11 protein-coding genes are annotated in these 16,067 nt (G+C 40.4%); 6 read left to right on the top strand and 5 right to left on the bottom strand.

Going from position 1 to position 16,067, the window contains the following annotated elements; all coding sequences use genetic code 11:
• Positions 1-117: 117 nt before the first annotated feature.
• Positions 118-1,350: a DUF418 domain-containing protein gene (locus tag ACJROX_RS29660; RefSeq protein WP_408008749.1), complete on the bottom strand. Its 1,233-nt coding sequence runs from the start codon at positions 1,348-1,350 to the stop codon at positions 118-120.
• A gap of 496 nt (positions 1,351-1,846) precedes the next feature.
• On the opposite strand from ACJROX_RS29660, the gene abc-f reads away from it, so the two are divergent.
• On the top strand, positions 1,847-3,679 hold the full coding sequence (abc-f, locus tag ACJROX_RS29655; RefSeq protein WP_408008748.1) for a ribosomal protection-like ABC-F family protein: 1,833 nt from the start codon (positions 1,847-1,849) through the stop codon (positions 3,677-3,679).
• 42 nt (positions 3,680-3,721) lie between these two features.
• Here abc-f and ACJROX_RS29650 read toward each other — a convergent pair whose 3' ends face one another.
• From ACJROX_RS29650 to ACJROX_RS29640, 3 genes are all read right to left on the bottom strand, one after another.
• Positions 3,722-4,981: an ATP-binding protein gene (locus tag ACJROX_RS29650; protein ID WP_408008747.1), complete on the bottom strand. Its 1,260-nt coding sequence runs from the start codon at positions 4,979-4,981 to the stop codon at positions 3,722-3,724.
• A 252-nt stretch (positions 4,982-5,233) separates the two neighbouring features.
• Positions 5,234-6,790, bottom strand: coding sequence for a BCCT family transporter (locus ACJROX_RS29645; protein WP_408008746.1), 1,557 nt, complete (start codon positions 6,788-6,790; stop codon positions 5,234-5,236).
• A gap of 65 nt (positions 6,791-6,855) precedes the next feature.
• Entirely contained in the window at positions 6,856-8,388 is a 1,533-nt protein-coding gene (locus tag ACJROX_RS29640) for an FAD-dependent oxidoreductase (RefSeq protein ID WP_408008745.1), read from the bottom strand.
• Positions 8,389-9,216: 828 nt separating this feature from the next.
• On the opposite strand from ACJROX_RS29640, the gene ACJROX_RS29635 reads away from it, so the two are divergent.
• Both ACJROX_RS29635 and ACJROX_RS29630 read left to right on the top strand, forming a co-directional pair.
• On the top strand, positions 9,217-10,281 hold the full coding sequence (locus tag ACJROX_RS29635; protein WP_408008744.1) for a fatty acid desaturase family protein: 1,065 nt from the start codon (positions 9,217-9,219) through the stop codon (positions 10,279-10,281).
• Between the two features lie 209 nt (positions 10,282-10,490).
• A complete protein-coding gene (locus ACJROX_RS29630) occupies positions 10,491-12,347 on the top strand; it encodes a cation:proton antiporter (protein ID WP_408008743.1) in 1,857 nt (618 codons plus the stop codon).
• A gap of 190 nt (positions 12,348-12,537) precedes the next feature.
• On the opposite strand, the gene ACJROX_RS29625 is transcribed toward ACJROX_RS29630, so the two are convergent.
• Positions 12,538-12,888 (bottom strand): DUF488 domain-containing protein, encoded by a 351-nt coding sequence (locus ACJROX_RS29625; protein WP_408008742.1) that lies wholly within the window; start codon positions 12,886-12,888, stop codon positions 12,538-12,540.
• Between the two features lie 123 nt (positions 12,889-13,011).
• Here ACJROX_RS29625 and ACJROX_RS29620 point away from each other — a divergent pair, with 123 nt between their 5' ends.
• The 3 genes from ACJROX_RS29620 (at position 13,012) to ACJROX_RS29610 (ending at position 16,046) form a co-directional block, all read left to right on the top strand.
• Positions 13,012-14,148: a PRK06851 family protein gene (locus tag ACJROX_RS29620; protein WP_408008741.1), complete on the top strand. Its 1,137-nt coding sequence runs from the start codon at positions 13,012-13,014 to the stop codon at positions 14,146-14,148.
• 158 nt (positions 14,149-14,306) lie between these two features.
• The gene (locus tag ACJROX_RS29615; protein WP_408008740.1) at positions 14,307-15,632 is read left to right on the top strand and encodes a S8 family peptidase; all 1,326 of its coding nucleotides are present in this window, start codon (positions 14,307-14,309) and stop codon (positions 15,630-15,632) included.
• Between the two features lie 24 nt (positions 15,633-15,656).
• Positions 15,657-16,046 carry a hypothetical protein gene (locus tag ACJROX_RS29610; RefSeq protein ID WP_408008739.1) on the top strand — a complete coding sequence of 130 codons (390 nt, stop codon included), beginning with the start codon at positions 15,657-15,659 and terminating at the stop codon, positions 16,044-16,046.
• Positions 16,047-16,067: the final 21 nt, after the last annotated feature.

The following is a 16,067-nucleotide window of genomic DNA, read 5'->3' as shown; positions in this document are numbered from 1 at the left end:
AGCTCCATCGCCAAACCACTTGGATCACTTCAGACCTCCTGCGGCGGTGCCAGCCTCCTCGTCGGACTTCCAGTGACCTTCGTGGATGCCCAGGGCTCTTGCGCTTTTCTTTAATTATTAAGACATTTCGTTGTTAGGAAGATCCTTCCTTTTCATCGGCTGTAGTTGTTTATATGTAAGGGAACGCCATAGCCATTCAAAAGGCCCGAAGTAAAAATATTTCAACCAATAATGACTGTAGACAAGCTGAATGGAGAACAGGATCAGTACCATCACAAGCCCGAAAGTCAAACTGACTTCATTGTAAAAACCTAGACCGACAAAAAAGATGACGGAAAGGATGGTTTGGACGAGATAATTTGTCAATGCCATTTTTCCAGCTGCTTGAAAAGATTGCAATATTCGATTCATTCTTGCATTCTGTAAAAACAAAACAAACGAAAAGATGTAAAAGGAAGCCAGGAACATGCCGCTTAAATTCATAAGCAAGTACGAAAGACTTTCTTCATAGCCCCCGTAATCAAGCCAATCCAGTTCGATAGCTGTCAACCAGATCATGATCGGCAAGGCAATGGTAACACTTATTCCCCAAATCTTCCTGATCATTCTTTTATGTGACCGTGGGTCAGCTATGATCCCTTTTTTCCCAACATATAAGCCTAATAAAAAGAGTGCCAGGATCTGAGGGATATTGAATACAAAATACTCTAGGACAGGAAGGACTTCATTTTGGAAGCGATAGGCTGTCAATTCAATATATCCTGCTTCCTGGTACATGTGGACAGACTCCTCCACTTTTTTACTGCCCACGGTCTCGCTTACATAATTTGAAGTTTCATAATAAGATGGGGGAGCTAGTAGAGGCAGCGCCAATAACGCGTAAAAAAGGACGAGTAAGGACACTGCCCATATCAATAACGTTTTCGGTTTGAGAGGATAAAAGAATAATAACAGAAAACCTATCAATGCATAGGTATGAAGGATGTCCCCATACCAGACAAAGATCAAGTGCAGTAAACCAAAGGCAAGCAAGATGACCAACCGGCGGACAAAAAGTTTACGAGGTCGATCGGTTTTAAGTTCAGCTCTGGAAATGAATATGTAAAAACCAAATCCAAAAAGAAATGAGAACATCGGGTAAAATTTGGCTTGAATGAATATATCAAAAATGAGACGTACCCATCGATCTAGCCCTTCATATGTCAGTTGGATAGAGTACAGGTCATACATCAGAGCTGGAGCGAATAAAGCTGGCATATTCACAAAGAAAATCCCTAGAAGTGCAAATCCACGAATGATATCAATGGTTGCGATACGTTGGTGAGTCGAAATCGGTGTTGGCGCCTGCATAATAAACTACTTTCCCTCCTTTTACCGTTACTTTTATCCTTATCATACCATCAAAAAAATGGGAATTGATAATTTATTTGTAGCCTTAATTGTAAGGGGTTAAACAGAAAGTGTTCCATGTGAAACAATTTTTCGGAATTCTTTGGATTTTAGGAGCTTTATCGTATATAATGAACATATAAATACGAGGAGGTATCGATTCTTAAATCATGAAGTCCCTAAACATTTTTCGCGTAGCTTAATACGAAAAATGGCTCTGCCTGTAAACAGAGTATAGGGATTAGTGTGTCTTCATTTAGATATCGTACTTTTTCATGATCGGATTTTGGCTAATCCTTTTTCAGCATCATGATTCCATTTATCTGGTTCACAGGCAGCGGCCTGTGTTTTTTTGTGTTCAAAAGGGCTTTGTTAAAACCTATCGATGAAAATGAAGCGGATATGAACAAAAAATCGGCATAGCTGTTTAACAGAGCATCAAAAAGGAGGGATCTGTATGCTAGTTTTGAAGGCAGAGAATATTACAGTTGAACGAGACGGAAAGCAAATATTCGAAGGTGCATCCATCGAAATCAATGATGGCGATCATATTGCTTTGATTGGAAGGAATGGAGTAGGGAAAACCACTCTCATCAACTGTTTGTTAGGGAAAGAGAAAACGACCGGTGGGACGATCAACTACCCTATGAAGAACGAAGAATGGGGAATCGTAGAACAAGATTCTTTACAGGATAATCCATTGACAGCCAGAGAATTTGTTGAGAGTGGAAGCTCGGATTTATTTCATGCTAAGCAACTTCTGGAAGAGTATCAGCAAGCGATCCAAGAAACACCGGATGATATGAATGTACTTTCTGCTTATAACGATGTTCTTACTAATTTTTTGGAATTAGGAGGATATGAGTGGGAGGTATCAGTAGAGATGTGGTTACTTAAGCTAGGCGTTATGAAGGAAGCTTGGAACCAGCCCATTACGAGCTTGAGCGGCGGCCAGAAAACACGCGCTAAGCTTGCAAAGGCAATGCAGCAAAATCCAAAGGGTCTTGTTCTAGATGAACCGACCAATCATCTTGATGTAGAGACGATTCAATGGCTTGCACAATGGCTCCGATCATTTAAAGGGGCTATATTATTCATTTCTCATGAACGGGCTTTCATTGATCAAGTAGCGACAATCACGTATGAACTTACTCCCGAGGGAACGAAAAAGTATCAAGGAGGCTATTCACAATACCTTAAACAGGTTGAACATGAACGGAAGTCTCTAGAGACCCAATATCACAAACAACAAGCAGAAAAAAGAAAGCTTTTGGAAGCTGTTACGCAATACAAACAGTGGTTTCAGAAATCCCACAGTGCTGCAAGTGAGCGGGACCCCTTTGCTAAGAAGAAAGCAAATAAGAATATGACGCGCTTCAAGGCAAAGGAAGCAGCATTGGAAAGACTTGAAAGTAATCAGGTCAAGAAACCGAAAGATACTCCGACACTCAATGTTGAATTGGAAGTTGGCAAGTTCGACAGTAAAACACTGCTCAGGATTGAAAATGCAGCTTTTCAATATGAACGAGATGAATTGCTTTTTAACTCGTTATCCTTTGGGATCGACCATGGAGACAGAATCGCCGTGATCGGTCAAAATGGAACTGGGAAATCGACACTGCTCAAGCTGATCACCGGACATCTTCAGCCTGTATCAGGGAATGTCATCCATCATCCTCAATTGAAAATAGGGTATTTTATGCAGGAGTTGGAGGGGCTTGACTTGCAACGGTCGATTCTCGAACAAATTTTAAAGTTGCCGCAAATGACTCAAGCAGATGCACGAACCATTCTTGCATGCTTTTTGTTTAAAGGTGATCAAGTATTTAAAAAAGTGAAGGATTTGAGCATGGGGGAGAAGTGTCGTGTTGCTTTTGTGAAGTTGTATTTTTCTGAAGCGAATCTTCTTGTTCTTGACGAGCCTACCAACTATCTCGATATCGAGACAAGAGAAAGAATCGAAGACGCATTGACTGTATACTCTGGATCTGTAGTTACTGTATCACACGATCCTTATATGCTTGAGAAAATCGCAAACCGTGTCTTTTCCTTGGATAATGGATTTTACGAATATAAAGGGACTTATAAGGAATGGAAAAACCATGTCCATTTATCAAAAGAAGAACAAAGGATCAACAATGAAATCGAGCGGTTGAAGTTGCAATTATCGAACTTGATTGCACAGGAGATCGAGCCTGGTAATGAGAAAGGGACAATCGAGCTTCAACAACAAATAAAAGATTTAAAAGATCAGATCCATCAATTGGAAGCCGAAAAAAAGATGGGATGATTCCCTAAAAAAGAGGTTGGCATGAGCGCCAACCTCTTTACATTAGGTTTCATTTTTTACTTGCGCAGCTGGTAAACTAATTTTAAAGGTCGTTCCTTTACCGACCTGGCTTTGCACATCAATTAACCCATTCATTCGTTTGACGATCTCGAAACTTACTGTGAGGCCTAAACCGGTACCTTTTTCTTTAGTAGAAAAATAAGGGGTGCCCAAGCGTTTTATTTGTTCTTTAGGTATTCCTGATCCATTATCTTGAATAAGGATTTCCACCCATTGGTTTTTTCTTACGGCTGATACATGCATTTTACCAGAACCGTCCATTGCCTCGATTCCGTTTTTCATGATATTGATCAACACTTGCTGAACTTCATGCTTAAAACACCTGACCTTTAAGGAATCATCCACAGACTTTGAGATTTCCACATTATTGATGATGGCATAAGTGGATATGATCTGGATCGAATCATTGATTAGTTTGGTAAAATCGATGACCTCTAATGTGTTTTTCTGAGGCTTTGATAAAGAAAGATATTCATTGATGATTGTTTGGGCACGATCAAGTTCTGAGATAGAAATTGTAATGAAGGAACGGTCTCCTTCAGGAATTTCTTTACTTCCGCTTAAAATCTGTAGAAAGCCTCGGACTGTCGTCATCGGATTTCGGATTTCATGCGCTACTGAAGCTGCCAACTGACTGATTGCATTCATTTTTTCGATGTGTTCCAATTCCCTCTGAAGCATGATCTGCCTATTGAGGGCTTCGATCAGTGCAATGACGCATATCAAAGTAAACAACGTAATTACTGACAGATAGATTGTAATCTCAATTTGATCGAAGTATCCATTAGCGATGAAATAAACAGCTCTCAAACTGGCAATTACGGAATAAAACCCAGTTAAGATGAGTAATTTCCCTTTATTGGATTGAGTATGATAAAACTTGCTTAGAATGATCAAGACGATAGAAGCGATTATGTAATTACCCAGGGCTGTAAAAAATTCAGCCGGGTATAGGATGTAGGTAAACCCTAGCATCAAAGCAGTCAAGCAAAGCCCAGGCAGCAATCCCCCATATATGAAACCGAGGATGATGGGAATGATTCTAAGATCATATTTAAACTCTTCAGAATAGACAGCAGGTAAGATCATCGTCAGGATAATAGAAAAAAACAATACGAAAAAGAATTTCGAAATAACTTTTTCTCGCACGCGACTATCTTCACGAAGAAAAACAAAATAGAAAAGCGTAGGGAATAAAATGAATAAAACGTTTACTAAAATATCCTTAATAATAATCCACATAAATCGACTCCGTATTTAGAGATTTTCTTACTGAAAGGTTCTTGCTATTACGAATTTTGCTCAAGAATCTTAAAATTGCAGCATTTGATGTTGAATCTCTTGGTTACTATGATCTCAAAGCGTGTCGATATTTCGGTTATTCCTCTAGTTCAATATTCGTTTTTATAAGGCCAAATCCTTTTTTTAAAATGCATTTAAAATACAACTTTAGTATTAAAAATGTCAGTTTGAGTTGTAATTGTTAGTCACTTATCAAATGTCGTTTTTACGCAGCTTTCTTCGTTGCACCTTTCCTCTGAGGATTACAGGAACTTTTTTACTTAGGGTTTGCTTATTTCCCTTCAATTCCGACCGAAAAGCCTTCAATAACGCATAGCAGCTGAAGAGAAGGACGATTCCTAAAGGAAACGCACTGATTATGATGGCTGATTGGAACCCTGGTAACCCCCCTGTAGCCATCAGGACGACCGCAGAAGCAGATAACAACAGACCTAAGACAATTTTTACAATGTTAGGTGGATTGATGCTTCCATATGTTGTTTGCATTCCTAATACGAAGGTTGCAGAATCGGCTGATGTAATAAAGAACGTCAAAATCAATAACAGGGTCACCACCACAAGGATAATCGTAAAGGGAAGTTGTTGGTATACATAGAACAATGCTGCTTCTAGAGCTTGCCCTGAAACATCCAGGCCAAGATTGTATTCCATGAAGATTCCTGTCCCCCCGAACACAGCAAACCAGAAAGCACATACCAGTGTAGGAATGATCAAAACAGCAGTAATGAATTCACGGACTGTTCTTCCTCTGGATACACGTGCAATGAAAGTGCCGACAAAAGGTGCCCAGGCGATCCACCAAGCCCAATAGAAAATCGTCCAAGATTGCAACCAAGTTGCATTTTCCTCATTAAACGGGGCTAGTCTCAAACCTAAACCTGCTAAATTTTGAATATACCCACCGAAAGTAGTCGTGAATAAATCGAGAACAAATACCGTGGGTGCGACGAACAAGAAGAAGGCAAATAAAATGAATGCGAGTCCTAAGTTCGCATTACTTAAATATTTAATTCCCCGTTTGATTCCTGTAGCCGCAGAAATAAGGAACAAGAGAGTGACAACTACAATAATCATGAATTGTATGGAAATATTATTCGGTATACCAGTAAGGTAAGTTAAACCTCCATTTATTTGCGCAGCTCCGAGTCCTAGGGATGCAGCAACACCAAACAAGGTTGCTATGACTGCTGCAATATCGATGAGCTTACCGATCGGTCCTTTTGTCTTTTCACCTAAAATCGGGTAAAGGGTAGCGCTTACCAGTCCAGGAAGTCCTTTTCTGAATTTATAATAAGCGAGGGCAAGCGCGACGACAGCATAGATCGCCCACGCATGGAAACCCCAATGAAGATATGTGTATTGAAGTGCGATTTTCGCTGCTTGGCTCGTGCCACCTTCTCCGAAGGGCGGGTTGGAAAAGTGTGAAATCGGTTCTGATACCCCAAAGAATAATAAACCGATCCCCATACCAGCACTGAATAGCATTGCAAACCAAGTAGGACGGTTGAATTCAGGCTTATCTTCATCTTTGCCAAGTTTGATTTTCCCATATTTACTGAAAATGAGAAAAAGGGCAAAGACCAAGAAAAAAGTTGCAGACAGCTGGTAGAACCAACCGAAATTTTTCATGAAAAATGCTTGTGTATTGCTCATGACATCAATAAGGAGCTGCGGCATGATCGCTCCCCAAATAACGAAAACGAGGGTAATGATAATTGAAATCCAAAATACACTGGATACTTGTTTCACTGAAAGACCTCCGATTCTTGGGTGGAAATGTCTATACTAATACCCTATATAGCAGCCATTAATCCTTAATCTTCAAGGGAGACCTTCTTCAACGGCTTTTCTGCAGGACCTTCGACGACAGTCCCGTCAATTGCAAAACGCGAACCGTGACAAGGACAATCCCAAGTGCGGTCACCGCTGTTCCATTCTGTTTCACAGCCCATATGGGTACAAGTCGTATCCACCAGGTGTAAACAGCCATTTTTATCTTTATAAGCCCCTGCACGTTTCCCATTAACTTTAACGACAGCACCTTCGTCATTCGCCATTTCTTTAAGCTTTCTATGGGCCAGACCTACTTTTCCTGCAACGAAATGACCTGCAACATCCGCATTTTGGACCACCAGGTTCTTCAAGCTTGGGTCCGTGTAAAAGCGGGACGGCGTATAAAGGTCTGCATATGGACTCAGTCCCTTTGTGATTAGATCTGTAATCAGTTGTGCTGCAATAGCACTGGTGGTCATCCCCCATTTTTTGAAGCCAGTAGCAATGAAAATGTTGTCGTATTTTGATCGGATTTTCCCGATATAAGGAATCTTATCGATTGTCGTCAAATCCTGTGTAGACCACCGGAAAGGGTATTCACGAATTCCTAACGTAATCTGCGCCCAATCTTGTAGCGCTTCATAATGCTTGATGGTGTTGATGCCATGCCCAGTCTTATGGTTTTCCCCTCCAACTAAAATGTACTCCTCGCCATTGAAGGTCGTTGTACGAAGTGAACGTTTCGGCTGATCGACACTTAAATACATGCCACCTGGATACGGTTTCTCTGATTTGATGGCAATCGCGTATGATCTTTCAGCATACATCCTTGCGAAATAAAAACCTTTCCCTTCAAAAAACGGGAAGTGGGAGGCGATGACAACATGGTTACAATTGATTTTGAACCCGTTTCTCGTAACTACTGTTGGTTTTGTCCCGGTTTCCACATCAACCGCAGTCGTGTTCTCGAAAATCTGCCCGCCGTTTGCTTTGATTTTTTCAGTAAGCGGCAGCAAATAGCGAAGCGGATGGAATTGAGCTTGGTTTTTCATGACTAGCGCTGACTCAACGGGAATATCAAACGGTATTTGATCAACCAGATCTCCGTCTATTCCCAATTTCCGGTAGGCGTCATATTCCTTCTGAAGCTTTTGCTTGGAAGCCTTTGTCGTTGCATAGAGATAAGCATCCTCATTTTTAAAATCACAATCGGTATTGTTTTCATTGATAATATTTTGGATGAATCGTATAGCTTCTGTGTTGGATTGATAGTATTGTTTAGCTCTGACTTCGCCGATATGCTGGATCAATTCATCATAAATAAGATCATGCTGAGCTGTAATCTTAGCGGTTGTATGACCGGTTGTTCCATTAATGATATTTCCAGCATCTATCAAAGCAACTTTATGACCTGATCGGGATAAAAGATAGGCTGTTGTGATTCCCGTAATCCCGCCACCGATTATGGCTACGTCCACGGTCTGATCCTCAGTCAAAGTATCAAACGACGGAAGCCCGGCATCCGCTCTCCATATCGGTTCAGGGAATTGAGGGAGTGAAGAATTATTAGGCATAGGAATTCCTCCTCATTCTTATCGATTGTTACATAATTTTTCCCAACTTATTGTTTTCATGTATGTAAAGGAATAATCGCCCAATAAAAAAGAGAGGCACATTAGTACCTCTCCATGGATCAACTTAATTCAATTGATAAAACTGTTTAATTTGTTTAATGAAATCGTCAAATTCTCCAACGGAATCCAAATTTGATATCATTCCTTGAATGACAGCTATTCTTGTTTTTTTCAATTTCAGACTCTAAACCATCCAGAGTTACTTTAATATTTTCATCCATAGTGCCATCCGCGCGGATCAAATGCTAATTGTGACCAGAAAATGTTCTTTGTCCTGGTTTTCATGGTTGAATTCTGTAAAAGGGTCGCAATATCCTCAGATAAAACCGGTTGTTCTTTTGATTTTTCCATGCAGGCCACCAGATCATATGCCCGGTTCAACATGGATGCGGTTAATTGAGAGAAATTCGAATTTTGTCATATTGAAAATGATCAATTCAAAGTATGCGGGGAAAATACCTTGCATGATTAGAGACAGATCCCAAATAAATGTTCCGATTCGCTCTCCATATATCGAATTCAGACTTCGATAATAAGGTTGTAATGGTATTGTTTTACATGGAGAACTATTTGTGTTACATACTACCTCATATTATGACTTGGTAATAATTTTCATTGACATGTGTACTACATACCTGTTAGCGTTAAGTTTAAGTTTCAGAAAGTTTGCGAAAATTAAAATTCCAATATTTTGATTAAAATGCTGAATTGGGAGGAGTATAAATACGAGTTATAATTCATTCAGGAACGACAAAAGGAGCGGTAAAAATGAAAGATTATCATACATTTGGTTGGTATGCTGCACGGATAGCTCCACACCTTCCGAAAAAAGCCTTCAAACCCGTACCAGCAAGACTTTTGGGCGGTTTAGCATATTTACTGATTTCAATTGCCAGTTTTGTCACGATCATTTTCTTTGATATAAATATTTGGTTAAGCATATTGATTAGTTTCATCCTTGGTGCAAGTTTTGCGGGCATGGGCTTTTTAGGACATGAAATTTTACACGGCACAGTTGTACGAAAACCGTGGCTGCGGGACTTTCTAGGTGCAGTCGCATTCTGGCCGTTGACCACTGGCCCTAAGCTTTGGAGGAAATGGCATAATCTGACCCATCATGTCCATACACAGGATGAAGAAAATGACCCTGATGCATGGCCGAGTATGAGGAAGTTTACCAAGAGTAAATTAATGCAGTGGATTTACAGGGTTCCATTTTCAATAAGAGCAATCGCCAGCTTTGCATCATTGGCTGTTACATTCACACTTCATTCTATGAAGATGTTTACCGTATATATTAAGGAATTCAATCCAAAGAAACAGCCGAGTGTCTGGTTGGAAGCGATTTTACCATGGGCGACTTGGATCGGTTTGTTGTTGTGGATCGGGTTTGAAAAATGGTTCTTCGCCTTTTTGTTGCCGTTATTGATTGCTAACTTTATTGTAATGGCTTATATTTCGACGAATCATCGCCTGAACCCGCTTGTACCAGTGAATGATCCATTAGCGAACAGTTTGACAGTCGTAACCCCGAAATGGGTTGATGTTTTACACTTTAACTTTTCCTATCATACTGAACATCATCTGTTCCCTGGTATGAGTCCCAAGTATTATCCGATGGTCAAGGAACATATCAAAAAAATGTGGCCTGACCGCTACCATGAGATGCCTTTTGGACACGCATTATTGGCACTCTTTAAAACACCGAGGCTCTATTACAAAGATAAAGAGTTGATTGACCCGCATAAAGGAATTTTATTTGGTTCTTTAGGAAATGGACTTAAACTGAAAGAAAGAACGATCAAACGAGTGAGACAATTAAGAAAAACGTAATTTGAAGACCCTCATGCTAATGGCATTGAGGGTCTCTTTTATTTGATTTTATCTGTGAAAGAGAATGCACTTTGTGGATGAACTAAAATACATGACATGAAACTGAAAAACTGTATAATTAAAATTCACAAAGGTTTTGCATACTAATAATAGGTCGAAGACTAAGTTTCTCTCTTTATTAAAATACTTTAAGAGCGAAGGAGAACATAATGATTGAATCTTTATTATTTACAATCATGCTGATCATCGTGTTAGGTATAGGCTCACAATGGTTGGCTTGGCGTTTTGGTTTTCCTGCGATTGTAATCATGACAGTTGCTGGTCTTATTGCTGGTCCATTCCTGGGGATCATCAATCCACAAGAAGATTTCGGTCAGATCTATAATCCGATCATATCGGCAGCTGTTGCTATCATCCTTTTTGAAGGGAGCCTGAGCTTAGATTATAGGGAAATAAGAGGTGTGGGCAGACCCATTTTACGGATTGTCAGTTTTGGAGCATTTATTGCTTGGGTCTTAGGTTCCTTAGCAGCCCATTATTTTGCTGGTCTTTCCTGGGCGGTCGCATTTGTTATTGGTGGTCTTTTTACCGTAACAGGGCCGACTGTCATTCTTCCGCTTCTAAGACAGGCTAAACTTAAATCACGCCCTGCTGCGATTTTGAAATGGGAAGGTATTATCGTCGATCCTTTAGGAGCTTTACTTGCTGTATTCGCATTTGAAATCATTCAATTTCTTACTGAAGAAACGGTTACAGCCAAAACTTTATTGCTCTTTTTCGTTGCTTCTGCGGTAGCAGGGTTTCTCGGATGGCTCTTTGGAAGGGTATCTGGTTGGATGATCGAAAAAGGTCATGTTCCCGAGTTCTTGAAGTCGCCTTTTGTATTCGCGTTTGTTCTTGCTTGCTTTTCCATATCCGATGAAATCATGCATGAAACAGGACTTCTTGCAGTAACCGCGATGGGAATCACGATGGCAAACATGCACATCACATCAATCGATGATATGAGGCACTTCAAAGAAACGATGTCTGTCATGCTCATTTCAGCAGTGTTTATCATGATAACGGCTTCTTTGCCAATCGAAACGTTATTGGAGATTTTTAGTTGGAATATTCTCTCCTTTGTCATTTTGATGATGATTGTCGTGCGGCCATTGTCCATCTTTTTATCAACAATCGGAACAGATTTATCCCTGAAAGAAAAGACATTGCTAGGATGGATTGCACCTCGTGGAATCGTCGCGCTTACGGTTTCAGGATATTTTGCGGGGGCATTACGTGCACAAGGCTTTGAAGATGCACGGTTGTTGATCCCTTTGACATTAGGGCTTGTATTTGCAACAGTTTGTGCCCACGGGTTCTCAATCCGATGGCTGGCCGGTAAGCTCGGACTCGCAATCGATGATCAACCAGGTGTTTTATTAGTAGGTGGCAGCAGTTTCAGCGCAAAATTCGGGGGAGTGTTGAAGGAGTTGGATATCCCAGTTCTGATTACGGATTCTTCCTACGAGCGTCTGATTATTGCTCGAAACCTGGGTGTCCCAATCTACCGTGGTGAAATATTATCTGAACAAACGGATTATCAGATCGACTTGACACCATATGAATATTTGGTTGCTTCAACAGATATCGATTCTTATAATGCTCTGGTTTGTAACACATTTGTTCCTACTTTCGGGAGAACAGATGTGTATCAATTAAGCCTTCATAACACTACAGGAGATGACCTTCGAGGACTTAACCCTACTGTAGGCGGAAACATCATTTTCCATGATGGGGCAACATGGGAAGTGCTTAACAAAAAGGTGGAAAGCGGTTATGTTTTCAGAAAGACGAAAATTACAGACCAATATACCTTTGAACAATATGTAAATGAACGTGCTGATGATGCAGAATTATTATGCATCCTTAGACCTTCAGGTAAAATTGCATTTTTTACCGAGGAAGATACGATTAAAGGTGAGGAAGGCGATATTGTCATCAGTTTAGGCCCTCCAAATAAAGGTACAGAAAAAATCAGGGAAAAGTATGAAAAGAATTCAAATCCAAAAATCACAAAATCTTAAGAGAGGAATGACGTTTTCAAGTCATTCCCATTCTTTTTGATCAATTTGAATATTGATTTCAACCTGAAAAAGTAAAAATCGGAATACGGGGTACTTAAAGAGGGGTTTTGCCCACCCTGAAAAAGAGAAAAACGGAAAACGAGGTACTCAAAGAGGGGCTTTGGTAGGCTATCTGATCATCCGTTGCTTTTTAGGAGAGGTGGTCTTTTAACACGATTGCATGATTGTGTTTTTGGTCTCTTGCCGTATACAAAAGAGTCACTTTCCCTTTTTTGATATATGATTTTAACTTTTCTACTGCTTGTTGCTTTTCTTCATCATAATCCAATTCTTTTTTGTATTGTTCCTTGAACCTTTCAAAACGCTCGGGATCATGGCCGAACCATTTACGTAAGTCCGTACTTGGAGCGATCTCTTTAAGCCAAACATCCAATTCTGCCTTTTCTTTTGATATTCCTCTGGGCCAAACTTGATCTATAAGTATTCTTTGTCCGTCCTTTTCAGACTTTGATTCATAAATTCTTTTCAGGTGGACGTCCATTACTATCCCTCCGTAAAATAAATTCCTTTATAAAGTTCCCTGTTTAAGTTCTTTTCAAAACAGAGATTTTCATAGGCTATCACCTAAAAAAGGCTACCTGCATACGATAAGAGAGGCAACCCAATGATAAAATGGAAGGGAGTGCTCTTTTTGCCAGGTAAAATCACAAATTATTTTGCAGGCGGCAATACGGCTAGAGGTTTTCACAGTTTATATGAATCATGCCTTGATGGGTTGGACCGGTTGTTCATCTTGAAAGGCGGACCCGGTACAGGTAAATCCTCGCTAATGAAAGCAATCGGGTATGAATGGAATGACAAAGGCTATGATATAGAATTTCTCCATTGTTCATCAGATAATGATTCGATCGATGGGGTGATCATACCTTGTCTAAAAGTAGGGATAGTTGATGGAACGGCTCCACATGTAATCGAACCAAAATATCCTGGAGCGATCGAGGAATATGTAAATTTAGGTACAGCTTGGGATTCAACCGTGTTGGAAGCTCACCGTGAAGAAATCAAGAAGCTCAACGGTAACATTGCTAATGCTTATGATGAAGCTTATTCCTATTTTTCTAAAGCATTGGTAGTCCATGATGAATGGGAAAAGATCTATATCGAAAATATGGACTTTACAAAAGCCGACCAACTGACAACTGAATTGATCGAAGAATTTTTTGCAGGAAAATCGTTGAACAAAGGTGCGAAGGTTGTTCATCGCTTCCTGGGAGCTGCAACGCCAAAAGGAGCAGTAGATTTTGTCCCGAATCTGACGGAAGATATCTACAAACGCTATTTCATAAAAGGAAGACCTGGATCAGGGAAATCGACATTACTGAAAAAAATCGCTACTACAGCGGATGATAAAGGCTTCGACGTAGAAATCTATCATTGCGGATTCGATCCGAACAGTCTTGATATGGTCATCATACGTGAGCTTGGGATTGCAATCTTTGATAGTACAGCACCTCATGAATATTTTCCAGACCGTGAAAATGATGAAATCGTAGATATGTACAAAAGGACGATCGCGCCAGGAACCGATGAAAAATATGCAGCAGAATTATTGGATATAACCGAACGATATGCCACGAATATGAAAAGTGCGATACAATGTCTGGCAGAAGCGAAGGAATATCATGACGAATTGGAGAGGTACTATATCAAAGCAATGGATTATCATGTAGTTGAAGTTCTGAAAGATGAAATTGAGCAAGAGATCAAGCGGTTGTCGATGATAGGACAGACGACGCAATAAAAAATTATCGGACGGATGCTTAGAAGGCATCTGTCCTTTTTATAAAGGCTACCAAAAATCCACATGCCTCTTTCTCTATCAAATAGGCGGACACCGTTACGTTTTTAATAGATTCTCATAATCTAGTAAAAACCTGACAAAATGATAGAGGTGAAAAGATGTTTGGTTATTCTATGGTTCAGACTATACGGACCTATGCTCATAAAATCGACCACCCCCTGCGTGAACAAATGCTTTACATGTATAAGCCTTTCACGTGGATTCCTTGTTTTATGCATAAAACTGTTGAACGTTTCATTAAAAAGATGAAGAAAGTTTCAGTGATCATCGAGTTTCAACAGGATACATTTGAAAATGGTTGTCAAGAGATACACAAATTTGTCAAAAGCCATACACGATGCAATATGAGAAAAACATTCTCATTTGTTTCATGTTGTAGTATCAATGCCACGCCAGCCATGTTGGAAGACATCCTTGGCAAATGTCCTCATATAAAAAGAATTTATTTAAATCGACAAGTACAAGCATTGCTCGATGTAGCCACCCCAGCAGCAGGTGCTGAAGATATCGTTCGTAATAATACGACTTTATCAGGAAAGGGTGTCACCATCGCCGTGATTGATACGGGAATCTATCCACACCAGGATATTGATGGAAGAATCATCGACTTTGTGGATTTCGTCAATCAGAAGGAAGAGCCATATGATGACAATGGCCACGGCACACACTGTGCCGGTGATGCAGCAGGAAACGGAGCAGCTTCCGATGGAAAATATAAAGGGCCTGCTTATGAAGCTAATCTTATTGGTATAAAAGTATTGGACAAGATGGGCTCCGGCACCCTTGAATCAATCATGCAAGGGATCGATTGGTGCCTCCAATATAATGTGAACAATCCGGATAAAAAAATTGACGTGATCAGTATGTCCCTTGGTGCCACCGCTCAAAAATATGAACAGGAAGACAAGGATCCGATGGTCCAAAGTGTCGAAAAAGCCTGGGAAAATGGAATCGTGTTATGTGTAGCAGCTGGGAACAGCGGACCGGATGCACAAACGATAGCAAGCCCAGGTGTAAGTGACCGTGTCATCACAGTAGGTGCGTATGATGACAATGATACAGTAGACAGCTCAGATGATGATGTCGCTAGTTTCTCAAGCAGAGGGCCTACTGTGTATGGGGTACAAAAACCTGACATCCTGGCCCCAGGTGTCAATATTGTTTCCTTGCGTTCTCCGAATTCTTTTATCGATAAATTACAAAAATCAAGTCGGGTCGACAACGATTATTTCTTGATGTCAGGTACATCGATGGCTACACCGATCTGTGCAGGTGTCGTGGCACTGATGCTCCAACACAATCCAGACGCTGATCCTGACCAAATCAAGCAGATGCTGATCAACGGTGCAGACAAAAAGAATGATCTTGATCCGAATATTTACGGACATGGATTCATCAATGCAGAAAATTCAATACCTGAATAATCGAAATTCCCTATATAATAAACTTTGGGTGGATCTTTTATCCATTTACAGTTTTTCTTAAATGGTAACTACTTCCTTATCGCAGAAGCTGAGAACTTTGCTGGTACTGCAGAGAGTAATGATCGACTTCATGTCATTGTTGCAGGAAAGCCGTCTCCACAGCCTGAATCTGAGGCAGAATTGAAGGAGGGGAACGTAGTAGATCTGACGTGGGAGGAGCAGAATGCAGAACGATTTGTTCTTGAACGGAATGGTGAGCTGCTTTCAGAAGTGAATGAGACGAGCTATATCGATGAAACAGTTGAAGCAGGACAAGAATACACATATCAGGGCACTGCAATATTGAAAAATGGCGAAAAAGTAAGCTATCAACCAATCACTGTCTCCACCAAAGAACCACACTTGACCAACTAATCTTTTTAAACAGGCACCTCT

The organism is Pseudalkalibacillus sp. A8 (genome assembly GCF_045920555.1).
Classification (GTDB): Bacteria; Bacillota; Bacilli; order Bacillales; family Fictibacillaceae; genus Pseudalkalibacillus.
The sequence above is the reverse complement of the archived record's forward strand: the minus strand, read 5'-3'. Positions and strand labels throughout refer to the sequence as shown.